General features: G+C 44.0%; 17 protein-coding genes. 4 read left to right on the forward strand and 13 right to left on the reverse strand.

Translation table 11 applies throughout. The features are described from left to right. Positions 1-51 precede the first annotated feature (51 nt). On the forward strand, positions 52-1,074 hold the full coding sequence (locus ACFTRD_RS16705; RefSeq protein ID WP_379381989.1) for a hypothetical protein: 1,023 nt from the start codon (positions 52-54) through the stop codon (positions 1,072-1,074). 216 nt (positions 1,075-1,290) lie between these two features. On the opposite strand, the gene ACFTRD_RS16710 is transcribed toward ACFTRD_RS16705, so the two are convergent. The 4 genes from ACFTRD_RS16710 to zwf form a co-directional block, all read right to left on the reverse strand. Further along, a complete protein-coding gene (locus ACFTRD_RS16710) occupies positions 1,291-2,394 on the reverse strand; it encodes a metallophosphoesterase (protein WP_379381991.1) in 1,104 nt (367 codons plus the stop codon). Between the two features lie 297 nt (positions 2,395-2,691). Further along, complete coding sequence (gene gndA, locus ACFTRD_RS16715) at positions 2,692-4,110, reverse strand: NADP-dependent phosphogluconate dehydrogenase (protein ID WP_379381993.1); 1,419 nt, start codon at positions 4,108-4,110, stop codon at positions 2,692-2,694. Positions 4,111-4,180: 70 nt separating this feature from the next. Beyond that, the gene (gene fsa / locus ACFTRD_RS16720) at positions 4,181-4,846 is read right to left on the reverse strand and encodes a fructose-6-phosphate aldolase (protein ID WP_024630525.1); all 666 of its coding nucleotides are present in this window, start codon (positions 4,844-4,846) and stop codon (positions 4,181-4,183) included. 51 nt (positions 4,847-4,897) lie between these two features. Further along, positions 4,898-6,415 carry a glucose-6-phosphate dehydrogenase gene (zwf, locus tag ACFTRD_RS16725; RefSeq protein WP_192268090.1) on the reverse strand — a complete coding sequence of 506 codons (1,518 nt, stop codon included), beginning with the start codon at positions 6,413-6,415 and terminating at the stop codon, positions 4,898-4,900. A 112-nt stretch (positions 6,416-6,527) separates the two neighbouring features. Between zwf and ACFTRD_RS16730 the strand changes: the two genes are divergently transcribed. After that, complete coding sequence (locus tag ACFTRD_RS16730; protein WP_379381996.1) at positions 6,528-7,415, forward strand: LysR family transcriptional regulator; 888 nt, start codon at positions 6,528-6,530, stop codon at positions 7,413-7,415. Positions 7,416-7,523: 108 nt separating this feature from the next. On the opposite strand, the gene ACFTRD_RS16735 is transcribed toward ACFTRD_RS16730, so the two are convergent. The 4 genes from ACFTRD_RS16735 to ACFTRD_RS16750 all read right to left on the reverse strand — a co-directional run bounded on the left by ACFTRD_RS16735 (position 7,524) and on the right by ACFTRD_RS16750 (position 10,954). Further along, positions 7,524-8,192: a hypothetical protein gene (locus tag ACFTRD_RS16735; protein WP_379381998.1), complete on the reverse strand. Its 669-nt coding sequence runs from the start codon at positions 8,190-8,192 to the stop codon at positions 7,524-7,526. Positions 8,193-8,362: 170 nt separating this feature from the next. Continuing rightward, positions 8,363-8,947, reverse strand: coding sequence for a cupin domain-containing protein (locus ACFTRD_RS16740; protein WP_192268096.1), 585 nt, complete (start codon positions 8,945-8,947; stop codon positions 8,363-8,365). 117 nt (positions 8,948-9,064) lie between these two features. Then, on the reverse strand, positions 9,065-10,018 hold the full coding sequence (locus ACFTRD_RS16745; RefSeq protein ID WP_192272660.1) for an aldo/keto reductase: 954 nt from the start codon (positions 10,016-10,018) through the stop codon (positions 9,065-9,067). Positions 10,019-10,147: 129 nt separating this feature from the next. Then, on the reverse strand, positions 10,148-10,954 hold the full coding sequence (locus ACFTRD_RS16750) for a helix-turn-helix transcriptional regulator (protein WP_379382000.1): 807 nt from the start codon (positions 10,952-10,954) through the stop codon (positions 10,148-10,150). Between the two features lie 167 nt (positions 10,955-11,121). On the opposite strand from ACFTRD_RS16750, the gene ACFTRD_RS16755 reads away from it, so the two are divergent. Beyond that, the gene (locus ACFTRD_RS16755; RefSeq protein WP_379382002.1) at positions 11,122-12,654 is read left to right on the forward strand and encodes a hypothetical protein; all 1,533 of its coding nucleotides are present in this window, start codon (positions 11,122-11,124) and stop codon (positions 12,652-12,654) included. A 127-nt stretch (positions 12,655-12,781) separates the two neighbouring features. On the opposite strand, the gene ACFTRD_RS16760 is transcribed toward ACFTRD_RS16755, so the two are convergent. From ACFTRD_RS16760 to ACFTRD_RS16780, 5 genes are all read right to left on the reverse strand, one after another. Beyond that, on the reverse strand, positions 12,782-13,234 hold the full coding sequence (locus ACFTRD_RS16760) for a hypothetical protein (RefSeq protein WP_379382004.1): 453 nt from the start codon (positions 13,232-13,234) through the stop codon (positions 12,782-12,784). A gap of 43 nt (positions 13,235-13,277) precedes the next feature. Next, positions 13,278-13,667, reverse strand: a complete 390-nt coding sequence (locus ACFTRD_RS16765; RefSeq protein WP_192268102.1) for a hypothetical protein — start codon at positions 13,665-13,667, stop codon at positions 13,278-13,280. 26 nt (positions 13,668-13,693) lie between these two features. Continuing rightward, positions 13,694-14,437, reverse strand: a complete 744-nt coding sequence (locus ACFTRD_RS16770) for a hypothetical protein (RefSeq protein WP_379382007.1) — start codon at positions 14,435-14,437, stop codon at positions 13,694-13,696. Further along, on the reverse strand, positions 14,438-15,742 hold the full coding sequence (locus ACFTRD_RS16775; protein WP_379382009.1) for an SPFH domain-containing protein: 1,305 nt from the start codon (positions 15,740-15,742) through the stop codon (positions 14,438-14,440). It abuts the gene before it with no gap. Positions 15,743-16,039: 297 nt separating this feature from the next. Continuing rightward, positions 16,040-17,107 carry an ankyrin repeat domain-containing protein gene (locus ACFTRD_RS16780; protein ID WP_379382011.1) on the reverse strand — a complete coding sequence of 356 codons (1,068 nt, stop codon included), beginning with the start codon at positions 17,105-17,107 and terminating at the stop codon, positions 16,040-16,042. Positions 17,108-17,410: 303 nt separating this feature from the next. Here ACFTRD_RS16780 and ACFTRD_RS16785 point away from each other — a divergent pair, with 303 nt between their 5' ends. After that, positions 17,411-18,397, forward strand: coding sequence for a serine hydrolase domain-containing protein (locus ACFTRD_RS16785; RefSeq protein ID WP_379382013.1), 987 nt, complete (start codon positions 17,411-17,413; stop codon positions 18,395-18,397). Positions 18,398-18,412: the final 15 nt, after the last annotated feature.

An 18,412-nucleotide genomic window follows, 5' to 3' on the forward strand; every position in this document is an offset into this window, starting at 1 on the left:
ATAAGCATTGATATTTAATAATATGACCTAAACTAAACAGGAGGATTCACTTTGAAAAAAATCGTTTCAATGACCGTAGTCGTTGCTGCCATGTCATTATTGTTGTCTGCCCCACTAACCTTGGCCGCAAAATCCAATAATCTCTCGTTGATAGAGAATCACGAGTCTGCTGAGCATCTGGATCGAAAGATACAAAAACTTTTGAGTGATGAACTAGTTAAAATCATGGGGAAACAGAACATTCAATTCATCAAAATAGACACATCATTTGATCCGTGGGTCATTAACGGAACTATAGATGGAACTGGGTTCGCCGATTTCACACAAAGATACGATCCTGATACAAATCGTGTCGTGTCCACCCTTCTCATGTATGATGCCGCTGAACTGAATAAAGTCATGGATAATACTCTACGCCTGAAGATTGATGCCTTCTTAAAAACATTTGAAGATGAAGATATCTTCATTAAAAGTGCTTTCTGGCGTTTCAAAGCCAATGATCAGGAACATGGACATTTACTCCAAAACTACTGGGTCATCTTTGGACCAAGTCAACAACTTTACATCGATGTGGACAAAGGTAATCAAATGTCGGCAATCCTGCAATATAAAATCGATGATGCCTATGCCTGGATGACAAACATAGCACGAAATTCACTCAAAAAACTTGGAATCCCCTCAGTAAAAGCTTTTGATTACACCTTATTTACCGTAGAAGGAAAAGATATGTTATGGCAGTATCGGGATGACGACAATCTAAATTACGTGCATATCGGCAGCAAGACCGGAAAGGTATGGAAAGTCACCAACGAACTAGGTATTAACTGGAAAAATGATACTGATTTCAAAAAGTCTTTTGCCAAGCCTAAGCTCAGCAAAAGCAAAGCACTATCCATCGCTGCACCTACAGTCAGATCTATATTCGGTATTGAGCTAAAAGGTTATTCCGTTCGTATCCAAGAAAACGAATACACCTTCACGAAAAAAGGAGCCATAACGATTATCGGTAAAATCAATAAAAAAGGTGCATTTTATTCATTTGAAGCCATTCCTTCAAAAGGGGAAAGAAACTAACTTACATAATAAAAAACAGGCGGCTTGAACTCCGATTTCCGGGAGATCGAGCCGTTTTATTTTACTAATTAATCATTACCCATCTAAAATTTGCATAAGAAATACTCCGCTTTATGATGACATTCTGTTTAATCTTGTCATTATAAAGCAGAGCCGGTATCATCAATCTACGCATGACATACTTATAAGGTAGCCCTTTTCACAGAGGGCCTATCATTATTGTTGGAACGTCACATTAATCTGAACAATCTCCGAACGACTACTCGTACGAATTGGAGGTCCCCAGAAGCCAAATCCAGAGGTCACGATGGAGTGCATGGAACCCTTTTGCAGATAACCCCAATCATTCTCGTAAATAGCCTGTGTGATGAACTGAGCCGGTGCGATCTGACCACGATGGGTGTGACCAGACACAACCAGATCCACATGGTTTTGCTCCGCAATATCCAAATCATAAGGTTGGTGATCCATCATAAGTACAGGTTTGCTCAAGTCGGTATCCTGCATCAAGGTTGCTACTTCTGCCCGATCCTTCTCTGTGCGGTCTTTACGCCCAATCAGCGTAATCTTATCGTCTACTGTAATTTTGTCATCATACAGGACCTGCATATTACTCTTCTCCAGAGCCGCAATCAGATCCTCGATCGGACCATCATACTTGTCGTGATTGCCTAGTGAAGCGTACACTCCGTATGGGGCCTGAATGCCGCTGATAATATCCGCGATCCCGCTCTTGAGGTACATATCCAGGTTGTCATCGATAATATCACCAGGATACAGTACCAAATCCGGCTTCAATGCGTTAATTTCTTCCACCATGCGTTTAGCGTGAGCAGGACCGGACAGCAGGCCAAAGTGCATATCCGCAGCCATGACAATGTTGAGTCTTTCGACACCTTCCACTTTTTTATCAATCTGAATGCTGTATTGTCTTACGACTGGACTATAGGCATTATAGATACCGTAGCCCAACGTGGACAGCAACAGCACGAGGGTGACCACGCCCGCCCATTTATGAGCGTAATGTCTTGGAATGCGGGTTAGTCTAAGTAACCAGAGCGTTAGATGAACTACTGGCAGAATTAATAACAGCAGTGAAAAGATTGCAAGCCAGTAAGAACCGATAACACTCAGGAAAGAAACACTTCCAAACAACCGTGCCAGTATGAATGACACGGCGAGGAATACAAGCGCGACTATGTAAAACCAACGAAATCTCGCAGATACGACAGGCTTCATCCAGGTCCAACCGCTCCACCCTATGTAAAACACCAATAAACCGTATACAACCAAAAACAAGATGCCTGCAAGTACGAACATGCCCCAGTTAACCTCCACGTCAATAAGTTGATTGCTGAATTTTCTCCAAAACGAATTCCAGTCCATCTGAACAAGTATAACGCAGTTAAAGGGATTCGGACATCCGTTTCCATTCCTCATATGCGTACATTTTATTACAATTTGGGATACTTAAATTCCAATCACTTTGTTCCAGATATTACATCAAGGAGCAGCATTACTAGGCTGAAAGAAATATAAAAAACATTCCTGCGTCCGCTCAGGATTAGCTAACATCATGAACGATCGCAGGAATGCTATGTGGTCTCGAATTACATATTACTCGTTGGTATCCATCCATTGGAAGTGGAATGAACCTTCTTTGTCCACACGTTTGAATGTATGAGCACCAAAGTAGTCACGTTGTGCTTGCAACAGGTTAGCAGGCAAACGCTCAGTACGGTAGCTGTCATAGTAAGACAACGCGCTGGAGAATCCAGGAACCGGAATTCCTTGAGTAACCGCAGCTGCAACGACTTCACGCCATGCACCTTGGTAGGATTCAACAATGTTTTGGAAGTATGGGTCCAGAAGCAGGTTTTTCAGTTCTGCATCCTTGTCATACGCTTCTTTGATATTTTGCAGGAACTGGGAACGGATAATGCAACCACCACGGAAAATCATGGCGATGTTGCCATATTTCAGATCCCAGCCGTACTCATCGGAAGCTGCACGCATTTGAGCAAAGCCTTGCGCGTAGGATACAATTTTACTTGAGAACAGCGCTTTGCGCACATTCTCGATGAATGCTTTTTTGTCACCGGAGAATGCTTCAGTCGCAGGTCCATTCAGAATTTTGCTAGCCGCCACGCGCTCGTCTTTCATCGCAGACAGGAAGCGGGAGAATACGGATTCCGTAATCATGGACAAAGGTACGCCGAGATCAAGCGCGCTTTGGCTTGTCCATTTGCCTGTTCCTTTTTGTCCAGCTGCATCCAGAATGACATCAACCATTGGTTTGCCGGTTTCCGGATCGTATTTGGAGAAGATGTCTGCTGTGATTTCAATCAGGTAGCTATCCAGCTCGCCTTGGTTCCATTCAGAGAAGATTGCGTGCAATTCTTCAACGGACACATTCAACACGGATTTGAGCAAGTGGTAAGCTTCACCAATCAGCTGCATATCTCCATATTCAATACCGTTGTGCACCATTTTCACATAGTGTCCGGCACCGTCTGGTCCGATATAGGTGCTGCAAGCATCGTCGCCGACTTTGGCCGAAATGGCTGTCAGAATCGGTTCAACGAGCTCGTACGCACTTTCTTGTCCACCTGGCATGATTGCCGGGCCTTTCAACGCGCCTTCTTCACCACCGGATACACCCGCACCGATGAAGCGGAAACCTTTGGCTTCCAGATCTTTGCTGCGGCGTTGGGTGTCAGGGAAGTATGCGTTCCCTCCATCAATGATGATGTCGCCTTCGTCCAAATGTGGCAGCAGTTGTTCAATGGTAGCGTCCGTTGCTTTACCCGCTTGAACCATGATCAGGATTTTGCGCGGAGATTCCAGGGAGGCTACAAACTCTTCAATCGTGAATGCGCCTGTCAGGTTTTTGCCTTCGGCTTCTTTCAGAAGATCGTTCGTTTTCTCCGGGGAACGGTTAAATACCGATACCGAAAATCCTTTGCTTTCAATATTAAGGGCAAGGTTCTTACCCATTACTGCAAGTCCGATGACACCGATCTGTTGTTTACTCATTTTGTCCTCCCAATGTCCCATGTTTTAAATAAACGTTAAACGGATTAATTCACACTAATCAGCAGCTAACTTATTGAACTGTTTTTTTCCAGTCCGCTGCGAATTTGTCCATACCTTGGTCTGTCAGTGGGTGCTTGGAAATTTGTTCAATAACGGAGAATGGAACGGTAGCAATATGTGCTCCAGCCATTGCTACACGTGTAACGTGGTCCGGATGTCTTACGGAAGCCGCAATAATCTGTGCATCCAGGTTATGTGTGCGGAACAATTCAGCTACTTTGGCAACCAATTGAACACCATCTTCAGAAATATCGTCAAGACGTCCAAGGAATGGAGATACATAAGTAGCGCCAGCGCGTGCAGCCAGGAGTGCCTGGTTCACGGTGAAGATCAATGTTACGTTGGTTTTAACGCCTTTTTTGGTCAGGTAGCGGCAAGCTTCCAGTCCTGCAAGTGTCATTGGCAGCTTGATTGTGATGTTTTTGTCGTTGTTGTTGATTTTGATCAGTTCGTCTGCTTGAGCAATCATCTCTTCAGCTGTGATCGCATCTGGTGTTACTTCCGCAGATACGGATTCAACTTCAGGTACCTCACGCAAAATTTCTTCAATACGGTCTTCGAATTTCACGCCTTCTTTGGCTACCAATGACGGGTTTGTTGTTACACCAGACAGGACGCCGATTTTGTATGCTTTTTTGATGTCTACCAAGTTTGCTGTATCGATGAAAAATTTCATAATCAATTACCTCCAAGGGATATGTTTTTTTGATGTTACAAGTTTTTAATGTTACAGGTTGGCATTAACAGCCAGAGGAACTTCAATATCATCTTCAGCCTGTTGATCGGCAGGTTGGTCAAACCACCAGTGGTGCCCATCGGCTGCCAGCATCGCATCCGACTCTGCTGGTCCATAGCTTCCTGCCGGATACAAATGAAGTGGCAGTAAATTCTCCTGGAATGCATCCAGAATAGGTTGTACCCAAGCCCAAGACAATTCTACTTCATCCCAATGGGCAAAGAACGTTGGATCGCCATGCAATGCATCATGAATCAGGTTCTCATAGGCCTCCGCCAGATCCTCACGATCCGGTGACAGATCGATATGAACCGGTTTGAACTCGCCTTTGTTTTGCGGATCGCTCGCATTAAGCTGCAACGTCATGCTCTGATCAGGGCTCATCTCAATAACAAGCAGGTTCGGTTTGGAACCGTTAACCACGTTAGCCTGACCGGATGGTTCCTTGAATTCAATGACGATACGAGTTGACTTCTCCTTCATTCGTTTGCCTGTGCGGATATAGAAAGGCACGCCGCGCCAGAAGAAGTCATCAATCTGCAGTTTCGCAGCAATGAACGTATCATTCATCGTATTCTCGGCAACACCCGGCTCAGCTGCATAGCCGATAACGGATTTGCCTTGAATGTTTCCTTCAGCATACTGACCGCGAATGACACTTGCACCCACGTTCTGCTTTTGCAATGGCTCAATGGATTCCATAATATGCTTTTTCTTTAAGCCTACTTTTTCCGTGGTGCTGTTGTAAGGGAGCTGAATGGCCATCATCATCAGCAATTGCAGCATATGATTCTGGAACATGTCACGCACGGCGCCTACATGATCATAATAGGATGCCCGTTCTTCCACGCCAACAGTCTCATTCGCCGTGATCTGCACATTAGAGATATAACGATTGTTCCACAACGCCTTCATGATCGGATTGCTTTGATGCAACGTTTCAAGACGCTGCACCATCGGTTTGCCCAAATAATGGTCAATCCGATAAATTTCTTCTTCAGTAAACGCCTCGCTTAATTTGCGATTCAGATCACGAGCCGATGGCAGATCATGTCCAAATGGCTTCTCGATGACAAGGCGTTTCCAACCCTCAGCAGATCCAAGTCCACTTTGCTGAATGTTCTCCGCGATGGGTTCGAAGAATTCTGGACCAACCGAGAGGTAGAACAGGCGATTGGATGGAATGCCAAGCTCTGCCTCTCTGCGTTCAACCAGATTCAACAGCTCTATATAATCTTCCTTATGGCTTATATTCAATACACTATAACGGAAAGCCTGCACGAATGACTTCACCACTTGAGGATCAGCCGGGCGTCTGGAAAATTCATTTAATGATTTTTCCACTTGTGCCTGAAAGAATTCATCAGACCATTCTCTGCGTCCCAAGCCAATCAGCGAGAAGGATTCCGGAAGCTTCTGCTCAATGTATAAATTATATAAGGCAGGATATATTTTTCTTTTGGCTAAATCGCCAGTCGCACCAAATAAAATAATGGTCGTTGGTTCCATCTCACGTTTCTCCTTCCAAGTAACTCTGGTTTCTTTGCTGTAGTTACACTATAATACGTTTCATAGCCATACAAGTAATTAATATATTTCACAGGAGCTATAGACGATATCTATGACAACAAATTATGAATTGTATAAGGTATTCTATTGGGCTGCCAAAACGGGCAGTTTGACCCAAGCCGCCAAAGCGTTATATATCACTCAACCAAGCGTCAGCCATGCGATTAAACAGTTGGAGGAAAGCTTTGGCCTTACGTTGTTTTATCGGAATTCCAAGGGAGTTGCGCTAACTCAGGAAGGTGTCAGTCTGTATTCCTATATTGAACAATCCCAGATTCTGATCTCGCTGGCGGAGGAGAAAATGGCCGCACTGAAGAGTTTGGACAACGGAGAACTCAGAATCGGGGGCAGTGATTCGCTGTTTAAGCATTACATGCTGTCCTATCTTGAAGAATTTCATGTGCTCTATCCTAACATCAAGCTGCATCTCAGTCACGGAACAACCCCGGAAGTCATTACGTTCCTGAAAGAAGGCAAAATTGATCTGGGTGTTGTACGGATGCCCATTGTTGATCCCCAGCTGGAAGTCAGGGAAAGTATCCAGCTCAAAGACTGCTTCGTCGCAGGTGAACGCTATGCTCAACTGAAGGATAAAGTCATGACACTGGAGATGCTGCTGGAGCATCAACTGATTCTTTTCTCCAGAAACAGCCGTGTTCGGATGGCGATTACGGAGCTGTTCAATAGCTATGGCTATACACTCAAACCCGAGATTGAGGTCGGAAGTGTAGATTTGTTAATTGAGTTTGCAAGACGGGGATTGGGCATTTCTTACGTAACCCGTGAATTTATTTCCAAAGAGCTGGAGGAAGGTTCACTCTTCGAAATCCAATTGGATGTTCCCCTCCCTCCTTCCCATGTGGGCATCATGACCAAGCGAAATATGCCGGTCTCCTTGGCAGCCAACCGGTTTATGGATCTCATTTTCAAAACGGAGTAAGATCGTTGCTCTGTTAGTCTACAAAAAAAGTGCCTCGTCATCCCCAAAGGATGATGAAGCACTTTTTGTGATTTTCATTTTTCCAAGTACACAACCAACCCATTCTCATCATACTCCAAGTTCTCTCAATCTGCTCTCAATTCTCTCAGGAATCATAGCAAACAGTTGCTCCCAGGGCATGAATAGACTCGGCTCAAACAAAAACTCCTCAAACTCCATAGAAGGAACAAACGCCTTAGTCTGCAGGAAACTCCGCACGCTGGCATTGATCTCATCATTTGTTTCAAAATAACCTTTGAACATCTCGTTCACGAGCAGGCCGTCACAACCAGCATTTGCACCTGCTGCACTGTACAAATCCGGCAACAGTTCAAACACGACAGGGATCGGAGAAAAGGCATGTTTGCCTGGCTGCGAGTATAGACACACATGGCGTCCAACCACATTAACTCGATCCTTCAGCAATCCCCGAAGTACTCTGCCATGAAAGCTGGCTTCACAGTCCACAACTTCACCGTCATAGCCTACATATACCCACACATGCTCCATCTCGTACAAATGACCAATCTCATAATCCCACCAAATCGCAAATTCAATTACATATTGGACTGCCTCGGCTGGAAAATGAATTTCCCTTCTGAATGATGGGGAAGGTCCGGAACGATCCAATACCGAAATACCTACAAAATCAGGGTAAAAGGGTTCATTTTGATCAAACATCAATACCGGGGCATAACTCAATGCGATTTCAAGCTTTTCCTGATCCGTTCTTGTCATGAATGATTCCTCCACGTTCTTTGAGTATGATCCATACGGTGACAATCCAATGTTACTATTCAGTTTAACAGAGAACTTCGAACGTGTTAATTGGACTAAGGTAGGCCCGCAACCGGTGAATCGTACCGGTTACGGGCCTGAATTGGTTCATTTGAAAAGTGAATGTAATGTTATCCTTGTGAGCCTTTGGATGATTTGGAGGCTTTGATCGCTTGATCTGAAACGGAATCCACACAACCGATTGGCGGTCCCAAAATAGCGTCATTCTTGATGGAGGCTACTGCCTTGGCGTACGCCTCTTCATCAATGCAGTATGCCCGATGTGCAACTTCTGGTGGCGTTGCAGCCAAGAAATCCGCCCCAAGAACAATGTCCGGTGTCGGTTGGTCAAATATCGTTAACAGGTGCACATCGTCTGTCTCTGCTACAAACCAATGGAACCATCCTTGAGGGAAAATTGACACCTGACCAGGCTTCAAGTGATAACTTATCCGCTCACGCTTGAACGGATCGAAGACTGAGGTAGTGATCTCACCACTGATCAGAACAATCATTTCGGTCACATTTGTGTGCCAGTGAGGCTGAACAATAATGCCTTTGCTCATGTATACATTGAAAAATCCATTCTTGATCGTAGGTAGCTGCTCCCCAAACAACTGGGTAACATAATTTCGCGAGTCACGCTGATAATATACAACCGCTGTGGAATCGGCCGCCAGTTGAACATTCGGGGATTGCAGAATCGGATTAATCATACCGCTGTTTCCTCCTTATAGGCATACAACTCATTGTAGTACTGTATGCCTTATGCGGCAGAGATAATACCGAGGACAACGTTTCAGCTTCATTTATTTATAACGATTAAGTTTATATCAGGCAATCCCCGGATATCTTCCTCCAGCAGCAACTCCTTTGGGAGATATCCGTTCAATCTCTGCCATTTCATCATCGGTAATCGTGACCTGCAGGGCGCCAAGGTTCTCGTGAACTCTCTCCAAACTGCGAGTACCCGGGATGGGAACGATATGTTCTCCCTTTCCAAGTAACCAGGCGAGTGCGAGCTGAGAAGCCGTACATCCTTTTTGCTTAGCCATGTCCTGGATCAAGTGCACAACCTCCAGATTTTTCTGGAAATTCTCACCCTGGAAACGTGGATAATGACGACGATAATCGTCTTCCGGCAGATCGTCTACCGATTGAATCTGGCCTGTCAGGAAGCCACGGCCCAATGGACTGTAGGGTACAAGCCCAATGTTCAACTCGTTCAACAAGGGCAAGATCTCATCTTCCAGCTCACGACTCCACAATGAATACTCCGTTTGGAGTGCTGTGATGGGATGAACGGCATTCGCGCGACGAATGGTCTCTGCCGATGCTTCAGACAAGCCTATATATCGGATTTTCCCCTGCTGTACCAGATCGGAAAGTGTTCCTACGGTTTCCTCAATTGGCGTATTAGGATCAGGTCGATGCTGATAATAGAGATCTATATAATCCATGCCCAGGTTATACAGACTGGCATCCACTGATTTTTTGATATACGCCGGATCTCCCTTGGGGCCTTGGGTATGTGTTATACCGAACTTGGTTGCTACAATCGCATCGGCTCTTCGCCCTTTAAGCGCACGACCAAGCAATTTCTCGTTGCCACCAAACCGCTGCTTTTCGTATTCACCATACAGATCCGCTGTATCAAACATCGTTACTCCTGCATCAAGCGCGCCCTGGATCGTATGTACCGATTCTTCGTTATCTGGCATCATCATCACACCTAGCCCAAGCCCGGATACCTGCAAATTATCGCTTCCCAACGTCCTTGTCTTGATCATGTGGTTCCCTCTTTTCGTTAATAAAATAAAAAGTATTGAACTTGTATTCATTCTATTTCACAAACGGAGTCCCAACCACAGTCTGTTTATGCTAGTACTAGAATTACCAGTCTGATCAATCTTCTTCTATACGGCAACAGGAACGTAGATACAACAATGAATACCTGATTGGCTGTTCAGATTATTCATGGAAAAGATATCGTACGTATACACAATACCATCTGTCCGATCCGTCGTTTCAAGCTGGACCCGATTGACTTGTTTCAATCCAACTTGGTGCAGGTTCCAGATCGTTTGAAAATCGACACTTTCTTCGCTCAACTGTTTCACTATTTTGGTAAATTCAGGATCAACCTGATACTTGTCATAGTACGTCCGAAACACGGCTACCGAGTGCCGCGCGAATTCTTCCCAGTTATGCATGCGTTCCCTAAGCGTTGTATCCAGAAACAAAATTCGCATCATGAGACGATCATGAACATGCATGGAGGAAAAGTTGAACAGTTTCGTATTTGCAGCTTCATTCCAGGCAAGTACCTCCGAGCGTTCATTGGTAATAAAGGAAGGGTATGTCAACTGCCCAATAATACTCTCCCATCCCGGCTCCAGTTGAGAATACGAAGCAAGGAATTCATGCTCCGCATTGGGGTCCCATAGATGAAACAGATGATCCTTCTCTTCCAGCGTTAACTGGAGTGCATTCGCTATACTCACCATCACTTCTCTCGAAGCCGCCAATTCCCTGCCCTGTTCAAGCCACGTGTAATACGTTGCACTGACACCTGCCAATACCGCCACTTCTTCTCGCCTTAAACCTGGTGTTCTTCGTTGTCCATAAGATCCTGTTAATCCGACTTGTTCTGGCTGAATGCGACTTCTCCGCGATTTCAAAAATTCACCCAGTCTTTTGTTACGGCTTACTCCTGTACTCATCTCATATACACCGCCCTTTATGTGAAAATGGATTACAGCAACGCAGACTCTATCCACAAATGGAAGTCTCTGAATGGCTTTGATATAATTCTTTATATGATCACATGGTATATGCTTAGTTAACCAATAGATTAGCATTGATTCATGCAGAACGAAAGGAGCATACCATGGTCCCAACGGTCGGAGATGTTTACTGTGTGTACGTCGAAAAAATACAACAATATGCTGCCTGTCAGGTAACTGGACTGAAAGAAACGGAGGGCAAAGGTTCCTATCCGCTCGCCGCTGTTCTTCAATTGGACTGGTCGGGTGATCAACTGCCCAATGAAGTGGAGCTCCATCAGATGAAACCGTTAATCTGTAACTTTTATTTCTGGAAAGACCAGTTTGATCACAGCTTCGTGAACGCGAACGTTCCTTCTGGTTATGTTCTTGTCGGAAATGTGTCTCCTCTTGTCACAGTGGAAACCAATAGTTATAACGGGGGTTGGCAGACGGGGAACAGTCTGTATCTCCAGCGTGAATGGGAATCCATTGACGAAACACGGAGATCTCCGTTCAAACAAGCTTTGAACGATTATCAAAATATCACGGTTGGTGATCGTGTAATGAGGCGTAACACCAGTACTATTCGTGATTTCAGCCCACACTCTGCGAAAGATATGGCTGAACTTGCAAAGCTCCCCTGTCTGACACACATTGAAATAAACGGATATTCGGAATCGATCATTCCGTTTATAAACGATAACCCTTTGGTGAATGAATTTCACCTGATGAATCATAATCAAATATCGCTGGATTTCAGTGAGAGTCATCTGACCAAACTCGTTCTGGATGTCAGCGGGTTGGAACTGCTAGTTCTGAACCCCAAGATGAAAAGTCTGAATTTCACAGGAAACCTCTCTCCCGAGCTCCATATTGAGGCATCAGAAAATGGAAGATGGATCACGTTGAATATTGCATCAGATGTGCCACAGGTCAGCGGAGTTGCACGTCTTGGAGGTCTGCTTATCAGAGATATCAAGGAACTCGACTTGGAGCAGATTGTACAGCTTTATCCCGAACTGTCTGAATTACGTCTATGGGGTAAACCCGGTAACTTATCCAATCTGGAGTCGCTTCAGTGTTTAACACATTTGCAAGAGTTCACCACATATGACCCATTCGGATTCAGTGGGGAACAATTTCCTGGCCCCGAACAACTCCCTGAACTGGCTAGACTCTGGCTAACCAGCCTTCCAGCAGATGCGGCCAAATCAATCAAGACAAGATACAAAAAAGCGGCCGCAGCCGGGCTTGAACTGGAAGTCAGCAAACCACGCAAACCGGAATGGCTTGCGGAAAATCTGAACAATCCTTTCCGAGATTGGGATGGACGGACCCATATCCAGGCAACTCATGCCAAGAAAGCGGCCCAACTGTACAAGCAATGTCTAAAGGAAATTCGTCTTCTGGGTCAAAACGTAAATGACCAAGAAGCTTTCCAGAAACAACTCATTTCCATGGTTGAAACCTATACTCAAACCTTCAACAAGATGGATGCCAAGACAGGCTTTATTGAAACGATTGAGCGCGAGGAAATTTACGTTGTTCTTATGGAACTGCTGGATCAACTGGAACAGGAATTGGGCCAAGACAGCGCTATAGAGATGAATCGTGAAGAAATATATGAGGTGTTTGATCGCATGAGGGATTTTTAGATTCGATGATGAATGAGAGATGAAAGTTCTGAGATATGAAAGTTCTGTTTTTCTAAAATGAGTTGAAAGAACAAGCCTGACTCCCTATTGGAATCAGGCAAGATCTTTCTCGATCCTTAATTCAAATTTACGACGCTTCAACGATTGTTCCACAATACTCACAATCCGTGGATTGATTCCGAAATACCTTCGCCTTCGCCCCACATCCCGGGCAACTTACCGAAACTTGCTTTTGAGGCTCTTCGGCCTTTTCGACCTTTTCTTCAACGTCTGCCACATCTGTTATATTGATTTCTGTGTAGTTGATTGTATTGTGACTGGTGTAACTCACAGTGTTACTATTGGAACTTGAATAAACTTTGGCACTCTCTGTTTCGCGATCAAGATCGCCTCCATAGTCTCCACCATAAAACTTGCGTTGCGGGACTCTTTTTTTTCTGAGCAATCGAATACCAAAAAATAAAAAGATAAATTCAATAAGAAGAAATGCCCATATAGTACCATTCTCCGTATTAAAAAATACGATTGCTTGCATAATTGCATAAAAAATAAATAATATACCGAAAAACTTTCTCAACATGATTCCTCCCAACAACCACGACCATGGTATATATGTTATTAGTCTACGAGATCCTAATCGTTGTCCCGCAATACTCACAATTCGTCGATAAATTGGGGTAGACCTTGGCCTTGGCACCACATCCGGAACAATTCACAGCTACAGGTTCTTGTAGCTCTTCATAATCGGATTTTTTAAAATACTCTTCGTTCTTGTCATCAAATTCGTCATGATCCGAGTGAGGGGGATAATAACGATCTCCTAAATACGGTTGATGCTGTACCTTTGGTCTCCTACAGAGTCTGACCCCCGTAATAAACACAATTATTCCTGGGAACATTAAAAAGATCATGCCAACAACTGCTACATCTCCTCCATCGACTAACATTAAAATCGACATCAATAAACATATGGATGAAAATATGATTAAAATGATTCCAAAAAACTTCTTCACAACTTCTCCCCCTGAAAAATAAAAAGTTAGGATTTTTGAATCAATATTTGCTGATTCCGTTCAATCAAACGACATTTTAATGTAGTTAACTGAGCTGAAATGGTATCATAGTCTAGTGCCTTATCATTTGCATTTGAGTCTGCCCATTCACGGTTTAACGCCTCAACGTCCAGTAAAATCCTGTGATCGTTATAAACGTACGAATCTGGAGGAAGAGGATCACTATATTTCACCATTTCAATCATTTCTTCTAACGTTGCCTTAGCGCCATCAATTGCAGCACTAGGGGTCTTCTCCAGATTGTGCTGCAGTTGTATAAGAACTAATTCAACCTGTTTCAGCGTACCGATTTTGGCTTGTATATTCTCCTGATTACTGTTTGCTGATCGAATGTAAATGACCAAAATTCCACTTATGATGGTCGCTAATAATAAGGTTGAAACATGCAGAGCGATAAACCAGGTTAAGGCAACATCTGCTATGCCCGTGACAAGGGAATAAGTGAGCACACAGATTAAATATACTACGACCACAACACCCAGAGAAGCATAACCAGGAATCAAACGTTTGACAGATTCCCAATGCTGTAAAACATACATGGTATATGCCCATAATGCGGTAACTCCAACATAACATGCTGCAAGATTAATCCAGAAGGAAACAGTTAGGATTGATTTTCCAAACAGTGTAAATGACATAATGGATACGAGTGACAAACCGACTATATAGATCAGGCTCAAGATTAGGGTGTTACCACGCTTTAGAAACATTTATGTGTCACTCCCATCCTGTAATTTGTTGCCGCACTCCAGACAGAACTTCTGACCGGGTTTCACTTCGTGATGACAATGACTACATTTCAAAACCAGGCTGGAGCCACAATTGCCACAAAATTTGATATTGCCTAAATTGATATGATTACACGATGGACATGGACTTGGCATAGGTTGATGACACTGAACACATTCATTGGCATTCTCTGGATTATCTGCTCCGCAAGAAGGACAAGCATGGTATTTGTCTCCACAATTAGGACAAAATTTGGTTCCTTTTTGCATGGAATGACCACATTTATTACAGTCCCTTACTGCTGTTTCAATTCCCAAAGTCTTGCCGCATTTACTACAAAAAGAAGCATCTGCCTGATTCGGGTGATGACAATGCTCACATAAGCGCATGCCTGGTGTTTCGGTAGTAGACATTACCCGTGACATCTGGGACATTTCGCCCCCGAATGTGCCACCTAGGCCGACCCCCATGCCCATTCCAAGTCCAGCTCCCATTAAGCCAGATTGCATGCTTCCTTCATTTTTGGCTGCACCTTCAAGCGTATCGAATGAACGCTCCTGTTGATAGGTGTACCCGATAATGTCCATTTCGGCTTTGCGTGCCAGCGCTTCTCTCAATCGAATGACCGAAGGGTCCTCTTCAGGCAGATTGACATTGTGGATATACAGGTTCATTAACTCAATACCAAACTCTTCAAAAGCAGGTGCGATCGTATCAGCAAAATGTCGTGATATTTCGGCGATATAAGCATTGATTTCCAGTACACTTACTTTTCTATGTATTAGATAGGAAGACAGCATCGAGTTAATATTCATAATAATCAGCCCGCGAAAGTAATTGACCATATTAACCTGGTTGAATTCGGGCAGCGTTCCCACAAGTTTAACCAGAAATTTGCGAGAATCCGCTATTTTTATTCCCATCTGCCCAAAGGCTCTCACAGGAACGATAATATTATATTTTGGGTCCTGTATCTGAATTGGATTTGCTGTTCCCCATTTCACGTCTAATGCACTTACTTGATTGACATACCACACTTCTGCTGCAAAAGGTGATTTTCCTCCGAACGGAAGGTTAACTATCCGATTTAAAATCGGGATATTCGCCGTACTTAGCGTATGTCTTCCTGGCCCGAACATATCAAGCGCCCTTCCATCCTTAAAGAGGATTGCCTGTTGGGATTGATTCACAATCAACTGGGTCCATGTTCCCAATTCGTTCTCAGGATGCTTCCAAGCAAATACATCAGGTGAACCGTCATACTTGATTACGTCAATAATGGCCATTTCTCTTCCTCACTCCAGTTGTAGAATACTATAATTTCACTTAATCACTTGCACTAACAATCGATTTCTAACAATCTAAAGTTGAACCATTTGATATATTTCTTATCTATTAATCTTTCAACAAAAATATTTTTCATGTTTAGGCATTGCTATTTTACCATTTCCAACCTCCTTTCGCACTAGTATAGTTCATATTTTATGAGATTTTTTTCCTATTTTAATGTTATAAACATACTAAAAAACCTCTTGCATATAGCTACATACAAGAGGTTTATGAAATTTCCTAAAACACTCCAGTTAATTCAGGAGACTTTCCAAACGTACTTCAGGTTCGGCCAGGAAGTCTTCAAAAGAACATATCGTTCCATGCTCCTGATGTTCAATGTCAGCATAACCAATCATTTTTTTACTCGGATTCCAGACGATCAGGATATGGGAGTACTGATCCACGTCAGAAGATATGCGAAGCAGTTTCTGTCTGCCCATCTTCATTTCTACCGTATCAACCAGACGGAAGAATTCGATGTACCCCACGCCAGACGGATTGTCCGGCAAATCGATTCTGTGCGGGCCTTCGTTCAGAAAATGTATCAATGCATCAGGCAGCTTGTACGATTTGAGCGCATGCAATTTGTTGCTCAGATCGTGAAATTTTTGTGGCTCATGAGCCTTCAGATATTCTGCCATTTCTTCATTCTTTTGACTGATGGCAATCGTATATGCCCGTTCCCCATCCTTTTCCTGAATGGTTACATCCGCCCCCTGTTCCACCAGAAATTGAACCATCTTCATATTGTTGCTGCGAGCAGCTACCGTAAGCGGGGTAGCCTTATAGGGATATACCATATCGGGCTCGTTGTAATTGATGTCCACGCCCTCGTCCAACAAATACTGGACCATCTTCATGTCGTGATCCGAAACAGCTTTACGTAACGTTTTGCCGCCATATTTTCGAATATCCAGTTCGAGTTCATTCAGCACTGAAATGTTCTTTTTGTTACCATAATACGCTTCATCGTATGCACTGGACTTGACCTTGTTTAAACCGTTCAATTTGGCGCCCTTCTGATGCAAATATCGGATAATCTCTTCTCTACCATATCGGACCGCCTTCAGAATTGCCGGGTTATCCCTCACATTCAGGTTCACTCCATGCTCTACCAACAGCTTGACCACTTCCTGCTGATCGGTGATTAGAGCCATATCCAATGGAGTCAAAGCTATGTACTTGCTAAGCGTAATCTCTTGTTCGAGATCCATGCCCTCTGTGATAAATTTTTCTACCGCTGCAGTATCTCCCTTGTAAATCGCCATAGCGTGATCGGGCAACGTTTCAAATGTACCTTGATTTCCGATTTTGAACAAAAGGTGTTACCTCCCTCTGGTTAATAACTACACGACTACATATCCTGTGATGCTCAATACTAATAGTATACCTGCTATCGATTTCTTTTGTACAAACCCTCCAACTTTCAACAGATGCAATGTTCTGTGGTCTGCTCCGGTGTATCAGTAAATTCGAATATCCGAAACAGTCTACGGTTCAGTTCCGGAATTTCTGAGGTGTAGAATTGAGAACTTATTTATTCATATGCTAAGATAATGGTTCAAACCTTTTTATACTGAATACTCAATTTATGGGATATGTCCCAAATAAGAAAGGACATTATGAATCCTTCATCCATATCATCTATGTTGCATCACATCATCCCGCCGCTGGATCTGCGCAGCTGCCTTGTCAGCGTACGTGGTGAACTCATTTACGAGCACTACCGCAACCAAGAAGCAGCAGCCCATATTGCTAAAATCAATTCCTGTACCAAGAGTGTGCTGTCCGCACTCATCTGTATGGCGATGGATCAAGGGGTGCTGCCCGAGGCAGGCACACCGATCTCCACTTTTTTCCCACAGCTGGAATCTGATCCTGATCCACGCAAAGCGAAAATTACATTGGAGCAGTTACTAACCATGACGGCCGGATTCAACTGGGACGAATTCGGAGGGCAGAATTCATTTCCGCGCATGACGCGTACAGATCACTGGGTGAATTTTGCGTTGGAGCAACGCTTAAGTCATGTACCAGGTACACATATGGAGTACAATTCGGGGGTATCACAGATCTTGTCTGCCATCCTCATGCAAAGTACAGATATGTCGGTAGCTGAGTTCGCGGAACGTTATCTATTTGGCCCCTTGGAGATTCAAGAATATCAATGGGAAAGCGACCCTCAAGGTGTACACACCGGGGGATTTGGTTTAAAGATGCTGCCGCAGGATTTGCTAAAATTCGGACAACTGTTTATGCAACAAGGCATGTGGAACGGGCAGTCGCTGATTTCGAGTGATCTTGTTAGCCGCTCTACCAAACCTGCAATTACGGTTAGCCCACCCAATCATGGCAGCTATGCTTGGCATTGGTGGGTCGATGTCTATTCAGACGAGACGCCTTCCTTATCTGATACAACCATTTCATCAGAACAGAACCTGCCTCCACTGGATTATTACTATGCCCGCGGATTTGGCGGTCAATTTGTATATATCGTCCCTGCTCTGGAACTCGTTGCCGTGCTGACCAATGACAAACGAAAGAAGGAAAAACCTCCGCTGGATGTGTTCCCCAAACGGATTGCACCTCAACTGGCGAAACTCTTATAATCAGATTCGATTGAT

The organism is Paenibacillus sp. NPDC056933 (assembly GCF_042674385.1).
Classification (GTDB): domain Bacteria; phylum Bacillota; class Bacilli; order Paenibacillales; family Paenibacillaceae; genus Paenibacillus.